The organism is Acinetobacter sp. CS-2, from assembly GCF_016599715.1.
In the GTDB taxonomy this organism is placed as follows: Bacteria; Pseudomonadota; Gammaproteobacteria; order Pseudomonadales; family Moraxellaceae; genus Acinetobacter.
The window spans coordinates 1,963,935-1,978,798 of the sequence record NZ_CP067019.1 but is presented as its reverse complement, the minus strand read 5'-3'; the positions used below and the strand labels follow the sequence as shown (position 1 = coordinate 1,978,798).

General features: G+C 40.9%; 16 protein-coding genes and 1 pseudogene. 10 read left to right on the top strand and 7 right to left on the bottom strand.

Going from position 1 to position 14,864, the window contains the following annotated elements; translation table 11 throughout:
• Positions 1-9 precede the first annotated feature (9 nt).
• From JFY49_RS09835 to JFY49_RS09810, 6 genes are all read left to right on the top strand, one after another.
• A complete protein-coding gene (locus JFY49_RS09835) occupies positions 10-1,245 on the top strand; it encodes a dihydroorotase (protein ID WP_200222700.1) in 1,236 nt (411 codons plus the stop codon).
• A 118-nt stretch (positions 1,246-1,363) separates the two neighbouring features.
• On the top strand, positions 1,364-2,080 hold the full coding sequence (locus JFY49_RS09830; protein WP_200222699.1) for a hypothetical protein: 717 nt from the start codon (positions 1,364-1,366) through the stop codon (positions 2,078-2,080).
• 12 nt (positions 2,081-2,092) lie between these two features.
• Positions 2,093-3,031 carry a lysozyme inhibitor LprI family protein gene (locus JFY49_RS09825; RefSeq protein ID WP_227609432.1) on the top strand — a complete coding sequence of 313 codons (939 nt, stop codon included), beginning with the start codon at positions 2,093-2,095 and terminating at the stop codon, positions 3,029-3,031.
• Between the two features lie 157 nt (positions 3,032-3,188).
• A complete protein-coding gene (locus JFY49_RS09820; protein WP_200222698.1) occupies positions 3,189-4,676 on the top strand; it encodes an OmpA family protein in 1,488 nt (495 codons plus the stop codon).
• A 142-nt stretch (positions 4,677-4,818) separates the two neighbouring features.
• On the top strand, positions 4,819-5,616 hold the full coding sequence (locus JFY49_RS09815; RefSeq protein WP_200222697.1) for a Rossmann-like and DUF2520 domain-containing protein: 798 nt from the start codon (positions 4,819-4,821) through the stop codon (positions 5,614-5,616).
• Between the two features lie 32 nt (positions 5,617-5,648).
• Positions 5,649-6,323 (top strand): class I SAM-dependent methyltransferase, encoded by a 675-nt coding sequence (locus JFY49_RS09810; RefSeq protein WP_200222696.1) that lies wholly within the window; start codon positions 5,649-5,651, stop codon positions 6,321-6,323.
• Positions 6,324-6,384: 61 nt separating this feature from the next.
• On the opposite strand, the gene trmB is transcribed toward JFY49_RS09810, so the two are convergent.
• Positions 6,385-7,101, bottom strand: a complete 717-nt coding sequence (trmB, locus tag JFY49_RS09805) for a tRNA (guanosine(46)-N7)-methyltransferase TrmB (RefSeq protein WP_166166644.1) — start codon at positions 7,099-7,101, stop codon at positions 6,385-6,387.
• 130 nt (positions 7,102-7,231) lie between these two features.
• Positions 7,232-8,680, bottom strand: a complete 1,449-nt coding sequence (locus JFY49_RS09800) for a SulP family inorganic anion transporter (protein ID WP_200224853.1) — start codon at positions 8,678-8,680, stop codon at positions 7,232-7,234.
• 219 nt (positions 8,681-8,899) lie between these two features.
• Here JFY49_RS09800 and JFY49_RS09795 point away from each other — a divergent pair, with 219 nt between their 5' ends.
• Positions 8,900-9,511, top strand: coding sequence for a glutathione binding-like protein (locus JFY49_RS09795; protein ID WP_200222695.1), 612 nt, complete (start codon positions 8,900-8,902; stop codon positions 9,509-9,511).
• 188 nt (positions 9,512-9,699) lie between these two features.
• A pseudogene (locus JFY49_RS09790) lies at positions 9,700-10,071 on the top strand (NAD(P)H-dependent oxidoreductase); the annotation flags it as partial.
• A gap of 95 nt (positions 10,072-10,166) precedes the next feature.
• Here JFY49_RS09790 and JFY49_RS09785 read toward each other — a convergent pair.
• The 5 genes from JFY49_RS09785 to JFY49_RS09765 all read right to left on the bottom strand — a co-directional run bounded on the left by JFY49_RS09785 (position 10,167) and on the right by JFY49_RS09765 (position 12,934).
• Positions 10,167-10,952, bottom strand: coding sequence for a thiazole synthase (locus JFY49_RS09785; RefSeq protein WP_200222694.1), 786 nt, complete (start codon positions 10,950-10,952; stop codon positions 10,167-10,169).
• Between the two features lie 11 nt (positions 10,953-10,963).
• A complete protein-coding gene (gene thiS, locus JFY49_RS09780; protein WP_086195568.1) occupies positions 10,964-11,161 on the bottom strand; it encodes a sulfur carrier protein ThiS in 198 nt (65 codons plus the stop codon).
• Positions 11,162-11,177: 16 nt separating this feature from the next.
• Entirely contained in the window at positions 11,178-11,543 is a 366-nt protein-coding gene (locus JFY49_RS09775; protein WP_086195567.1) for a DUF423 domain-containing protein, read from the bottom strand.
• Between the two features lie 147 nt (positions 11,544-11,690).
• Positions 11,691-12,560: an RNA polymerase sigma factor RpoH gene (gene rpoH, locus JFY49_RS09770; RefSeq protein WP_086195566.1), complete on the bottom strand. Its 870-nt coding sequence runs from the start codon at positions 12,558-12,560 to the stop codon at positions 11,691-11,693.
• Positions 12,561-12,700: 140 nt separating this feature from the next.
• Positions 12,701-12,934, bottom strand: a complete 234-nt coding sequence (locus JFY49_RS09765; RefSeq protein ID WP_166166635.1) for a sulfurtransferase TusA family protein — start codon at positions 12,932-12,934, stop codon at positions 12,701-12,703.
• Between the two features lie 382 nt (positions 12,935-13,316).
• On the opposite strand from JFY49_RS09765, the gene JFY49_RS09760 reads away from it, so the two are divergent.
• Both JFY49_RS09760 and rhlB read left to right on the top strand, forming a co-directional pair.
• Positions 13,317-13,529, top strand: coding sequence for a cold-shock protein (locus tag JFY49_RS09760; protein ID WP_004648643.1), 213 nt, complete (start codon positions 13,317-13,319; stop codon positions 13,527-13,529).
• Between the two features lie 99 nt (positions 13,530-13,628).
• The gene (rhlB, locus tag JFY49_RS09755; protein WP_086195564.1) at positions 13,629-14,780 is read left to right on the top strand and encodes an ATP-dependent RNA helicase RhlB; all 1,152 of its coding nucleotides are present in this window, start codon (positions 13,629-13,631) and stop codon (positions 14,778-14,780) included.
• Positions 14,781-14,864 lie beyond the last annotated feature (84 nt).

Genomic DNA, 14,864 nt, shown 5'->3' with positions numbered 1-14,864 from the left:
GGGAAAGTCATGAGTATTGTAAAAATTGAAAATGTACGTGTCTTGGACCCCATCAATAAAACCGACAGCGTACAGACTGTATATATTGAAAATGGCAAACGGGTTGCTGAAACTGCCAACGTAACTGAAACGATTGACGGGCAAGGTAAATGGCTGATGCCAACTATGGTGGATTTGTGCGCGCGTTTACGTGAACCGGGTCAGCAACAGCATGGGACCTTAAAATCTGAAGGTAAGGCGGCACGTGAAAATGGCATTTTGCATGTATTTACCCCACCAGACTCAAAACCAATCGTGCAAGACAATGGTGCATTAATCCACGGTCTGGTGGAAAAAGCCATGCTGGATGGCGGCATCTATTTGCAGGTGATTGGTGCACAAACGCAAGGTTTGAAAGGCAATCAGCCTGCCAATATGGCTGGCCTGAAAAAAGGCGGCTGTACAGCGGTTTCCAATGCCAATGCGCCGTTTGCTGATGATGATGTGGTGATTCGTACCCTGGAATATGCTGCAGGGCTGAATATGACCGTCGTGTTCTATGCAGAAGAACCACAAATTGCCAAAGATGGCTGTGTACATGAAGGCTTTATTGCATCACGTCAGGGCTTGCCGATGATTCCTGCTTTGGCAGAAACCGTCGCGATTGCCAAATATCTGCTCATGATTGAAGCGACTAAAGTCCGTGCTCACTTTGGCCTGCTGTCTTGCGGTGCTTCTGTGGAACTGATTCGCATTGCCAAAGAAAAAGGTTTGCCAGTAACTTGTGATGTGGCTATGCACCAGTTACATCTGACCGATCAGCTGATTGATGGCTTCAATTCACTTGCTCATGTACGTCCGCCTTTACGTTCCGAGCAAGACAAGAACTTGCTGCGTCAGGGTGTGAAAGATGGCATCATTGATGCGATTACGACTCACCATGAACCACTGAGCAGTTCTGCAAAAATGGCGCCATTTGCTGAAACCCAACCAGGTTTTACTGCATTTGATACATTTGTACCTTTTGGCATTCAACTGATTAATGAAGGTTTGTTTGAGCCTTTAGAGTGGGTACACAAAGTTACCGTTGCACCGGCAAAAGTAGCAAACATGCTAGAACGCTGGACTGAAGAAGCGGGCTGGGTTTTGCTAGATCCTCAACTTGAGTGGACAGTTAGCAAAGAGAGCATTATCTCTCAAGGCAAAAATACCCCGCTGATTAACCAGAAAGTGGTGGGTAAAGTGATTAAAACTTTTGCGGCTTAAGCGATTAGATTGTTTTTAAAATTTAATAAAGTCAGCTTCGGCTGGCTTTTTTTTGTGACTAAATTGTTATTTTTTAATGATTTTGTTTATAATTATGTAAATAAAAGAGGGTATTTTAATGAAACTTAACAATAAAACATTTTTCGTACTTATTTCCACATTAGCTTTAGCTGGATGCAATAATCTTTTCTCTAAACATGTGAAATGTGATGATGAATCTGCAACATCTTTAGTCATACAAGTATTACAAGATGATTTGGCCCAATCTTTAGAGCAGGAATTAAAAGCCTTAATTAAAAATGGTGCAATTAAAGATTTAGATCCAACAAAGCTGAAACTATCAGCAAAAAATATCCAATTTGCTTTGGCGGATAGCAGAACAGATTTTATTGACCCAAATAGTCCAAAGACATCTTGTTCAGTAGATTTAACTGCGACTATTCCTTCTGATCTGGTTAAAAAATCTGATGAAGCAAGAACTAAAGTAGATGCTGTAAGTGTAGAGCAACATGCAAATAATTTAGGTGTAAATTATGAAAACAATAAGGTGCATTTAACACTCGAGTATGTACTGCAACCTACCGATAAAGGCGATAAAGTTTTAGCACTACTTAAAAATATTTCTGATGTCCAAACATTGCTTTCAGAAACATTAACCTACGCATTTTTAAAACCACAGATTGAAAAAAATCAAATTAGAAGTTTGGAAGCCAATAAAGCAGCTGTACAAAGAAATAATGCCGAAAATATTGCTTATTCCGCAAGTAATGAAGCTATAGAAGCAGCTGATGCAGCAACTACTGCAGCCTCAGAAGCATATTATGAAGATTATTAATAATTTATTGTTTTGAAAAACAAAGACGAATTGAAAAATAGGGTAGTTATGAAACTTAAATTATTAGGATTAATCAGCTGTATGTTGCTTGTGTCTGGTTGTGACAAGATGCAATCTATCACTGGTAGCGCAGTAAAATGTGATAATGAAACTACAAAACAGTTAGTTGTTGAAAGTTTTAGTAAGACGGTCAGTGATATTTCCGCAGAGCGTGTGAAAGAGTTAATTGATACTGAAAACGTGACCATTGATATGGGGAAATTACGCAGTACTCTTCAGCAAATCACGTTTAATGTGAATGATGTGCGTACCAATAATTCAGATCCAAATAGCAAAAAGCAGTATTGTGCAACGGAGTTTGTGGTTAAAATTCCAGCGCAAATGATCAAAGATGCCGATGCTGCCCGTGCTGTTTATGATGAAAATAATATTGCTCAAGCAGCTGTATTATCAGACTTATCATTTGAGGTGAATCAGTTAAAAAAAGAAATTGAATATTTGGTTCAACCTACAGATGATGGCAAGAAAGTTTATGTAACTTTAGAAAATCCAGATGCTTTAGCATATTTTGTGCGGGATATCGCAGTCGACTCTTTGGTCAAAACAGCACGACAAAATGCAGCTGAAGTTGCAAAACAGGAAGAGATGAAACGTGTAGCTGAAGAAGATGCAGCTGCAAAAGAGTATCAAGCAGTTTTAGTTGCAGAAGCGCAAACGAATTTCGATAAAGCCAATGAAAACTTAAATCTGGTTTGGAATGCAACCACGAAAGAAGTGCGTAGTCAACTTTTGGATGAGCAAAGGATTTGGCTGAAAAAACGCACGCTGGAATGTAAATTAGAAAGTTCGAATGCAGAGAATCCGGAAATTTTTCGTCTAAACTGTGAAACAAACATGACCAATGAGCGTACCAATGAATTACGTCAAAAAATTTACTATTTAGAACCTTAATTCATTTACTTCTAAACTTTATCAGAGTCAGCTTCGGCTGGCTTTTTTGTTATTGAAAAATAATAGTATTCAAATAATACAATTTATTACACTGTATAAAAAATGAACGAATAGACTAAAAAAGGACATGATAAAAAGATAATAAGAGGAATAAGCCATGAATCTTGATTTGATTGATTTATTAAAGCAGAAAGTATCTGCAACGGTTCTTGAGGTTGAAACCGAATACCTGAGTGAGAAAAGTCAGGCCTTAAGCAGTTTTCTCCCCATTTTATTATCGATTTTTAAATCTAAACCCGAGTTTATTGTAAATTTACAGAATCAATTAAATCCAAGACTGGGCGATATCTTTATCATCAATCCCTCTTTAAAGCAGGAATTTTTGCAACAGATTTCAGGCACGGTGCCGACTGAAACAATCGAATCAACGCTCAATCGTTCTATAGCACCAACTTTGAGAGTACTGGAAGATGAGGCTGGATCTTCCGACTCCAGTGCGATCACACATCTTATTGAAAACCATTGGCCAGCAGTATCCAGTGCTTTGCCACATTGGGCTCCTGCACTCCTCAGCGCTTTAGGGATGGATACTGCATCGGGGCAAACTTTACATCAAGTGCCCCCCGTTGACCCTTATCAGATCATTGAGGAAAAAAAGAAATCAGGTTTTTTAATTCCCTTGATTGTTTTCCTTATTTTAGCTGCGCTATTGGCATTTATTTTTAAGTCGTGTTCAGATAAAAAAGAAAGTACTCCAGCCAGTGGTATACCTGCTGAAACAGCGAGTAGTGAACCGGCAAAATTGCAACTCAGTACCGGTTCGACAGGAGATTTAATCACATGTCAGCTCTATTCCAGTAATGCAAATTATATTGATATTTTACAACAAGAAATTAAACAGATTTTTAATCACAACATCGGTTGTGGTGTAGAAAACAATAGCCGTTATCATTCTGAATTTATCGATCAGGATGTCATTCCAAGCGTATTGAAACTGCTCAAAGGTGTACCTAATGTCTCATTAACCTGGATGGGAGATCAGCTCTCCATTCAGACTGGTCATCCGGCGGATGCTGAACAGCTTGCAGCTCAAATTCGTCCCCTAACGAAAAACATGACTGTACTGACTCCGGCTGGACTGCAGAGTGCATCAGCAGTTGTAGATCCCAATACTGCCATTGCTACCGGTAATAGCAATGCAGAACAAGCATTGGCGGAAATTAATCCAGAGCAGATTCGTGCACTGGATATTGCAACCGCACTGAATATGCAGATTATCAATTTTGCTACCGCAAGTGCCGAGATTCCAGATGCCAATAAATCGATTCTGGATCAGGCTTCTGCCTTGATTAAACGCGCGCCACAGGTCCATTTAACTGTTAAAGGGCATACAGATGCCGTGGGGAATGCAGAGGTGAATAAAGCATTATCGCAAAAACGTGCTCAAGCCGTTGTGGATTACCTAGTCAAACAAGGCGTTGATCCTGCGCAGTTGCAGGCGGTGGGTTATGGTTCACAGCAACCCGTAGCAGATAATGCAACGCCTGAAGGACAATTTAAAAATCGCCGTATTGAGTTTGAAGTATTAAATACCGAAACAGGTGTGGTGCGTGAAGTGGATGAGCAGGGTGTCAATAAGCAGTAATAAGTGAAAGGTCAACTTTATCTCGGTTTAAAAAAAGTACACTTATCCATACATATTGAATTGCAATTAAATAAAAGGACGAATTGATTCGTCCTTTTATTATTGGCATGCTTGTACAGAATTGTAAAACGTGAACTTAGGTATGCGAATTAGTTTTATTGGTGCGGGACGCGTGGCGCATCATCTGGCTGCTGTTTTAAGCCAAAATCATCAAATTGTACAGATCTGTAGCCGGACTTTAGAACATGCCCAGACTTTGGCAAGTCAGGTCACTGCACAGGCAATAGTCAATATTGCAGAACTTGAAGCAGATGTGGATTTGGTGATTATTGCGGTGAGCGATCAGTCGATTGCCGAGGTCATTCAACAGGTACATGCACAATTAGCCGATGTCTTGATTGTGCATACCTCAGGCAGTACCGATATTCAAGTTCTGGCAGAGGTTCATCCACGTGCCGGGGTATTTTATCCTTTACAAACTTTTAGCCTGGCCCGCGAAGTGGATTGGCAGGCCACGCCATTGTTCGTGGAAGCTACCCAGACGAATGACCTGGCACAATTGACCGAGTTAGCAAATAGCCTAAGTTCACGTGTCTATGCCTATACATCGGCACAGCGTTTAAGCTTACATCTGGCGGCGGTCTTTGCCTGTAATTTTAGTAATTACTGTTATGACATGGCAAAACAGGTGGTCGATGCGCAGCAAGTCGATTTCTCGCTGCTTTACCCGTTAATTTTGGAGACAGCCCAGAAAGCCGTACAGTATGACCCTAAGCAGATGCAGACCGGGCCTGCAATGCGAGGAGATCAAAATATCCTGAATATGCATCAACAGATGCTGGATGATGCCAAACGGGAAGATTTGAAAAATATCTACAATCTGATGAGTCAACAGATTTTGCAATCGCATCATCCTGATGAGTCACTTAAACTTAAATAAATTCAGGTCATGCATTGTAAAGGGAGGCACTTATGGCAAAGGATTTTAATAGCCAGTATGTGGTAGACGGTTATGATTTACACATCCGTAAGCTTATTCCTGGTTATGAAGTGGTACATCAGCAAATTACGGCTTTATTAAAAACTTATGTGGATGAGTATGCGCATGTGCTGATTGTCGGTTGTGGTACGGGCTATGAACTGGGACATCTGGTCCGGTTATTTCCTGACTGGACCTTTACCGCAACAGAGTTGTCGCAAAACATGCTGGATAAAGCCAAACATCATATCCACGCCTTAAATGCATTGCATCGGGTGGAGTTTGTATTGGGTGATGTAGACCAGTTAAAAACTGGCCCATCCTATGATGCCGCACTTTCCATTCTGGTGACGCATTTTGTCAATTATGCAGATAAGCCCAAGTTCTTTAAGGCTATTTCTTCACGTTTAAAATCGCAAGGAATATTCATAACTTTTGACTTAACCAAAATAAATTCGGTCTATGAGCTGGAAACATTAAAACAGATTTGCGAAGCCAATGGTTTGACCCCCGCACAAGCTGCTGCCATGGTAGAACGCATGGAGGATGATTTTTATCCATTATCGGAGCAGGAAACTTTTGAACAACTGAAAGCGAGTGGTTTCGATGCTGTGCAGCGGTTTACCCAGATTTTATCCTATCAAGGTTATATGGCGATAAAAGCTTAAACTTTGAGTATAAAAAAATGGCTCATTGATATGAGTCATTTTTTTATTCTGTCGATTAAGGTTATTTGATTTTCTTGAACAGGAAGTCGTTAATTTTATGACCTTCCTCTAAACCGCGGCGTTCAAATTTGGTTTGTGGGCGCCAGTCTGGACGTGGATAGCTGTTGCCTTTGCCGGCCATATTTTCAAGGTTTGGACGATTATCCAAAACATCCAGCATCCATTCAGCATAAGGTTCCCAATCGGTTGCTGAGTGGAAAGTCCCGCCCATTTCCAGTTTCTGTTCTACCAGCGGCATACGGTCGTGTGATACAAAGCGACGTTTGAAATGACGTTTCTTCTGCCAAGGATCAGGAAAATACAACTGAATGGCATTAATACTGTTGTCTGGCATTTCACGAAGCACCTGAATGGCATCGGCATCCAATAAACGTAAGTTAGTTAAGCCTGCCATACCGGCTTCATACACACATTGTGCGATACCTGGAACATGGACTTCAATGCCGACATAGTTGCGTTCAGGATTGGCTTTTGCCATGAGTACCAGTGAACGACCCATACCAAAACCAATTTCCACCGTAAGTGGGCGTTCCGGATGTTCAAAATGCTGACGCAAATCACCCACCGGATATTCCAAAATTAGCTGACCATATTGTTCAAGCGCAGTACGTTGAGAGGTATTCAGCGGAGATGAACGGCGCATAAAAGTGACAATTTCGCGATGTTCATTCAAGTTGTCCAGCTCTACGACTTGCTGGTCTAATTGATCGTTCGACATAACTTTGGCAAATGTAAAAAATTCGAATGCGGTATTTTAAGTCCTGCGCCTAACAAGTCAAACTTTTCTCGGTTTTTTCGGTCGCTAAAAGCAGCTTTAAAAATAAAAGAACATGAAAGCTGTTTATTTTTTATGAGGATTGATTGTATTGATCAATCAAGGTACTGCTGGCCTCATTCAAGCCTATCACTTCAACCTCAATATTTTGATCTTTAAATTTCTGCACTACATTATTCAGCATATTCACTGAGGTAATATCCCAGACATGGGCATGACTCAGATCGATCACGACTTTGGAAACATTTTCTTTAAAGTCAAAAAACTGGAAAAATTTTTCCGAACTGCTAAAGAAAATCTGACCATAAATGCTGTAATAACGCATATCCCCCGTACAGCTGGATACAACTTTCACCGCACTTTCCAGCTTGTTGATAATAAACAGCGCAGACAGCAGTACACCAGTCAACACGCCTAAAGCCAGGTTATGCGTTGCCAGTACTACAATCACCACAGCAATCATCACCACATTAAATGCAGCCGGATGCTGACGGAACTGTTTCACTGAATCCCACTGGAAAGTGGTGAAGGCCACCATCACCATAATCGCTACCAATGCTGCCATCGGCACATAAGCTAACCAGTCTTTGAAGAAAACGACCAGGCAGAGTAAAAATACCCCAGCCACCAAAGTCGACAGTCTGGTACGTGCACCTGAAGAAACGTTAATAATCGACTGGCCGATCATGGCACAACCAGCCATACCGCCCATAAAACCGCTGACAATATTGGCAATTCCTTGGCCACGACATTCTTGATGGCGGTCAGCCTCCGTTCCGGTGACTTCATTAATCACCGTGGTGGTCATCATGGTTTCTAGTAAACCGACCGTAGCAAGGGTGATGGAATAAGGAAAGATGATCTGTAGTGTTTCAAAGTTCAGCGGAATGTCTGGAATCAGGAAAATTGGCAAAGTATCGGGGAACTGTCCCAAATCACTGACAGTACGCATGTCGGCACCCAAAAATACTGCTAAAGCACTCAGCACAACAATACAGACTAAAGGAGAGGGAATGGTTTTGCCAATTTTGGGCAGATAAGGAAACAGGTAAATAATGCCTAGTCCCAGCACCATAAATAAATAGCCTAAGCTATCCATTTTATTAATTTCCGGCAGTTGTGCGGCAAAAATCAAAATGGCGAGAGCATTTAAAAAACCATACACCACAGACTGCGAGACAAAGCGCATCAGTTTTGCGACTTTAAAATAGCCTGCAATGACTTGAATGATGCCGGTTAAAATCGTCGCTGCCAGTAAATATTGCAGTCCATAATCTTTCACCAAGGTAATCATTAGCAAGGCCAGAGCACCTGTAGCCGCAGAAATCATGGCAGGACGACCGCCAAAGAAAGCAATCGTTACCGCTATACAGAAAGAGGCATATAAGCCTACTTGCGGGTCAACACCAGCGATAGCCGAAAAAGCGATAGATTCGGGAATTAAGGCTAAACCGACCACCAATCCGGCCAATACATCGCTACGGATATTGGAAAACCATTGTTCTTTTTTAAGGCTAATCACACGAATTGATTTCATCAAATTTTAAAGGTGCGTATGGTAAAACAAGTTCAGTCAAAAAAGCATATGAATTTGACTTGAAAATATGCGAAATTTAGACAATATTCAGAAGGTAAATGATTTTTATATATTTACGCTTTTTTGCAATTTACAGGTTTGATCACTTGAAAGTTTGTTAGAAGCCATTTAAAACAGTGAATAGACATATAACAAGGATCAGGTATGAAGCTTTATTATTCTCCAGGTGCATGCTCTTTAGCGTCTCACATTATTTTGAATGAAATTAATGTAGATTTTGACTTGGAACGCGTTGATTTAAAAACACACAAGACAGAAAAAGGGGCTGATTATTACGAGATTAATCCTAAAGGTTATGTTCCGGCTTTAGAAATTAATCCAGGTTTGATCCTTACTGAAAACGTTGCCATTTTACCTTTCCTTGCTCAGCACGACCCTAAACAAGATTTGATTCCGCCATCCGGGCTAGGACGTGCCAAAGTTCTGGAATGGTTGGGATATTTAAACTCAGAATTACATGATGCTTATGCGGTTTTCTTTGGGGCTCCCCTGGAAAAAGAAGCAAAAGAAAAAGCTTATGCAGAAATCGACCGTTTATTGACTTATATCGATAAAGTGATTGGCGAGTCGGATAATGATTATCTGGTGGATAATAACTTTGGCCCCGCAGATGCGTATTTATTCGTATTAACCAACTGGTCGAATGGTATTGAACATGACTTGATGCCCTACAAGAACATTGTTGCCTTGCGTAATAAAGTCGCAGAACGTCAGTCAGTACAGATTGCCATGCGGGATGAAGGTCTCATTCCTTAATTCTATAGAGTGATTTGAAAAGCACCTGCGGGTGCTTTTTTTTAGGTTTAAAGATTGGTTGGATGTAAAATGATCTATGGTTTTATTGTTGATTTTTTATCAATAGTATTTTGCAAATTCATGAATTTTTATCAATAAGATATTTGAGTATATTGGCCTTATGAAAATGTATGATTCAATGCGAATAAATGAGTAATATCCTGATTGTGAATAGTGCCAAGCAGTTTGCACACTCGAATGGCGAGTTAAATGACACCTTGACTGAATTGGCAAATGCTCTGCTTGGTTAACTGGGGCATAGCGTTAAAATGTCCCGTGCCGATAGCGACTATGAAATTCAGCAGGAAATTCAAAAATATGTCTGGGCCGATGTCATTATCTATCAAATGCCGAGATGGTGGAGGGGTGTGCCGTGGACAGTAAAAAAATATATGGATGATATTTTTACGGCAGGTCATGGCACTTTATATGCCAGCGATGGCCGATCACGTTCGGATGCATCGAAAAAATATGGTTCAGGTGGCCTCATCCACGATAAAAAGTATATGTTGTCCTTAACCTAGAATGCGCCCATCGAAGCATTTAATTATCCTGAGCAATTTTTTCTTGATATATAAAAAAAGGACTCCTCTGAGTCCTTTTTTAAATTCTAACTTTACTTAAAGAAATAACCGGTTTCAGGTGAACTGGCATTGGCCATACGTTTACGAGGCATACGGCCTGCAAGGAATGCTTCGCGACCCGCTTCAACCGCTTTTTTCATCGCAGAGGCCATTAAGATAGGATTTTGCGCCGCAGCAATGGCGGTATTCATCAGTACGCCGTCACAACCCAGCTCCATGGCAATCGAGGCATCACTGGCTGTACCGACACCGGCATCCACCAATACCGGAACTTTGGCATTTTCTTTAATGATCGAAATGGTATGCGGATTTAAAATTCCTAAGCCTGAACCAATCAGACTGCCTAGAGGCATAATGGCTACACAGCCCATGCTCTCTAATTCTTGGGCAATAATTGGGTCATCTGAGGTGTAGACCATAATCTCGAAACCATCATCAATTAAGGTACGTGCTGCTTTTAAGGTTTCGGTAACATTTGGGTAAAGGGTTTTTTCATCGCCGAGTACTTCCAGTTTTACCAGGTTGTGCCCGTCCAGTAGTTCACGCGCCAGCATGCAGGTACGCACAGCACTGTTTGCATCAAAACAGCCTGCGGTATTAGGTAGAATGGTATATTTTTCTGGTGGGACTACAGAAAGCAAATTCGGCTGATCAGGATGCTGTCCGATATTGACCCGACGGATTGCGACTGTGACAATCTCTGCACCGCTGGCCTGAATGGCTAAATCGGTTTCAGCTAAATCTTTATATTTACCTGTACCAACCAATAAGCGTGAATTAAAAGTACGAGAACCAATTATAAGTGGGGTGTCTTCCATGGGAGCTCCGATTAACCGCCACCGACGGCATGAATAATTTCAATATGATCTTCAGCGCAAATTGGGGTCTGTGCCAACTTGCTTTTGGAAATAATCATTTCATTCTGTTCTACAGCAAAACGTTTACCTTCAAGTTCAAGCTCTTGAATTAATTCTAGTAAATTAGTGCATGAGGTGTTTTTTTCTTCGCCATTTAAATAAATCTGCATCGTTAATTCCCTTATTCTATTTTACGTATTTAAAGGCATTCCATGCCAGTACCAGCCAGCCTGCAATCATTAAAGCGCCGCCAATAGGGGTAATGGCTCCTAAACCGCGGGGTAGGCCTAAGGCCATGACATAGAGTGAACCACAGAAAAAGAAAATACCGACCTGAATCAGGATAAAACTGGCTTTAATGGGAAGTTGAGGAATGACTCTGGCTAAAATGGCCAGCGCCAAAAGTCCAAGCGCATGATAGAAAAAATAATCAGTTGCGGTATGCCACCACGCCAATTGAGCTTCTGTTGCACGTGTTTTTAAGCCATGCGCACCAAAAGCCCCGAGCATGACAGCAAAAGCTAAATTGAGGGCTGAAATTGCAATCCACATAAGCAATGACTACCTGAGTAAATTTGCCCCATAACTTAGCATATTCTGGTACTTGCACGGAAGGCAAAAAGCAACATTACTGCAGCCTGCATATGAAAAAAGAGCACTTGGCCCTTTTTTCGAAATACCTTGCATATGTTCGGTCATCTAGTTGGAAGACATGGCCACTTTAATTTTTTCCATGGCGTTTTTTTCAAGCTGGCGAATCCGTTCCGCAGATACATTATATTCAGCGGCCAGTTCATGCAGGGTTGATTTTTCATCATCCAGCCAGCGACGCTGTAAAATGTTGCGTGAACGGTCATCCAGTTGATCCATGGCATCATGCAGGGCAGAAGTACTTTGTTCTTCATAGTCGTCTTCTTCAGCCAGGCGTGCCGGGTCATAACGGTTATCTTCCAGATATAAGGCTGGAGCAACATGGGTTGAACCTTCATCGTCATCATCGCCTTGCGCTTCAAAAGCAGCATCGTAGGCGGTCAGGCGGCCTTCCATTTCCAGCACCTGTTCAGGTGTGACATTCAAGTCATTGGCAATGGATTGTGCTTCATCCAGAGTGAGTTTTTTACTGGATTTTTTTAAACTGCGTAAATTGAAAAACAGTTTACGCTGTGCTTTGGTCGTGGCAATTTTAACAATACGCCAGTTACGGATCACGTATTCATGAATTTCAGCTTTAATCCAGTGTACGGCAAATGACACCAAGCGCACGCCCATATTTGGGTCGAAACGTTTCACTGCTTTCATTAAGCCCAAGTTGCCTTCCTGAATCAGGTCGCCTTGCGGCAAACCATAACCGGCATAACTGCGGGCAATATGAACCACAAAACGTAAATGAGACATCACGAGCATTTTCGCAGCATCTAAATCTTGGTCATAAAAGTAGCGTTCGGCCAACTCTTTTTCTTGTTCAGCCGTTAAAATAGGAATCTGATTGACAGTACTTATATAAGCACCGAGATTTACCCCTGGTGCCGATAATGACAGGGGCATCAATTGATTGCTGCTGTCACTCATGTGTTCTCCTTGAGAGTTGGATGACATAACCATCTTAATAAATTTATCTTAATCCAATATTTCAGCGAGTTTAGGAAATTTGGGTAGAGAAATGTAATTTTTTATGCACATTTGAAACGTTCTAGTTTAATTGAAAATAATTAAGATTCAATTAAGTAGTGATATTCAAAATCAGAAATTTTAGTCATATTGCAGTTCATTTGATGCATTGAACAATAACGCGTTACATCTTGCTGACTATGTGGATCTGAAGATTTGAGTAAAAATATGCCGCCTGATTTGTTCTTGATCGCTCGCTTAAGCATCAATAACGGCATGGGGCAAGGCTTACCCATGGCATCAATGATTATTGCTGAATTGGTCAGATCATTCATCGCATTTAATATCTAATTCAATTTCGATAAATATTAGCAAATTTAGTGCCAAAGCCCAATAAAATTATAGAACTTCAACATAAAAGTACTTCTCTAAAATAAGGAAATAATTAGTAAAAAAGAAGCCGAATCAAAAAGAAGATTAATCAAAAAAAACAGTATGAATTGTCATAAACCCGTGTTAAGCTCGTTGCGTATTCAAATTTATGACAGCATTTTAAATGTCTTAAAATTGAATATTGCAATGGATGTAACCGGGATTTTGTTAATAGTAATACAGAATGATTACAAGCTTAGAAATAATAATTATTTTTAAACCTTGTTTACTCTGCTGTTTGCAACACCGGGTGGTCCTTTAATTAAATACAATGAGGATTAACTTATGACAGCTCGTGAACAAGGCGTAGTTAAATGGTTCAACGACACTAAAGGCTTCGGCTTTATTCAACGTAACGGCGGCGACGACGTATTCGTTCATTTCCGCGCTATCCAAGGTGACGGTCACCGTTCACTTCGTGACGGCCAACGTGTTGAATTCAGCGTAGTTAAAGGTCAAAAAGGCTTCCAAGCTGAAGAAGTACAACCTTTAGACTAATCGCCTGATTATTCATGAGAACGCCCCAATGTAATTTGGGGCGTTTTTGTTTATAATAGATTCCTATTTTTCCTGATCATTAAGTTAGAGCACATTTATATGTCATCTGGTTTTGAAACCTTAAATTTACATCCGAAACTGAAACAGGCGATTGATGCTTTAGGTTTCAAAGAAATGACACCTATTCAGGAAAAGGTTTTAAAATTCACTCTGGCTGGACATGATGCCATTGGTCGTGCACAAACCGGTACAGGAAAAACGGCGGCTTTCCTGGTGAGTGTGATTAATGATTTGCTCAATAATCCGATTAAAGAACAACGTTTTCGTGGCGAAGCACGTGCGCTGATTCTTGCGCCTACACGTGAGCTGGCTTTGCAGATTGAAAGTGATGCCAAAGAGCTTACCAAATTTACCGATCTACATCTGGTGACTTTGCTGGGTGGGGTAGATTTTGATAAGCAGAAAGCGCAGCTGGATAAAAATTTTGTCGATATTATTGTGGCGACGCCAGGTCGTTTAATCGATTTTGTTGAGCAAAAAGAAGTCTGGTTGGACCAGATTGAATTTTTGGTGATTGATGAAGCAGACCGTTTGCTGGATATGGGATTCATTCCATCGGTAAAACGTATTGTGCGTTTTTCTCCGCGTAAGGAACAGCGTCAAACCTTAATGTTTTCTGCCACCTTTAGCTATGATGTATTGAATCTGGCGCAACAGTGGTTGTTCGAACCGGTGACTGTGGAAATTGAGCCGGAAAAGAAAACCAATGCCGATGTAGAACAGCGCGTTTATATGGTTGCCAAAACTGATAAATATAAATTGTTGCAAGAAATCTTGCGTGATGAGCCGATTGAAAAAGTCATGATTTTTGCTAACCGTCGTGACCAGGTACGTAAGCTTTATGATCACCTGAAAAAAGACGGTTATAAAGTGGTGATGTTGTCAGGTGAGATTGCACAAGACAAGCGCCTAAAAATGCTGGATCAGTTTAAGAACGGCCAACATAATATTATGATCGCGACCGATGTTGCAGGTCGTGGTATTCATGTGGACGGTGTTTCGCATGTAATCAACTTTACCCTTCCTGAGCAGTCTGACGACTATGTGCATCGTATAGGCCGTACCGGTCGTGCGGGAAGTAGTGGGGTAAGTATCAGTTTCCTGTCTGAAGATGATGCGTTCTATCTTCCGGAAATTGAAAAAGCCATTGGTCAGAAATTGCCTTTAACCCGTCTTGAAGGTTATTGTTAATTTTCAAGATATTTATCTCAGCATTAAATAATGCGATAAACAAAAAAGCCGCTTATTGAAGCGGCTTTTTTGCCCTAGATAGTT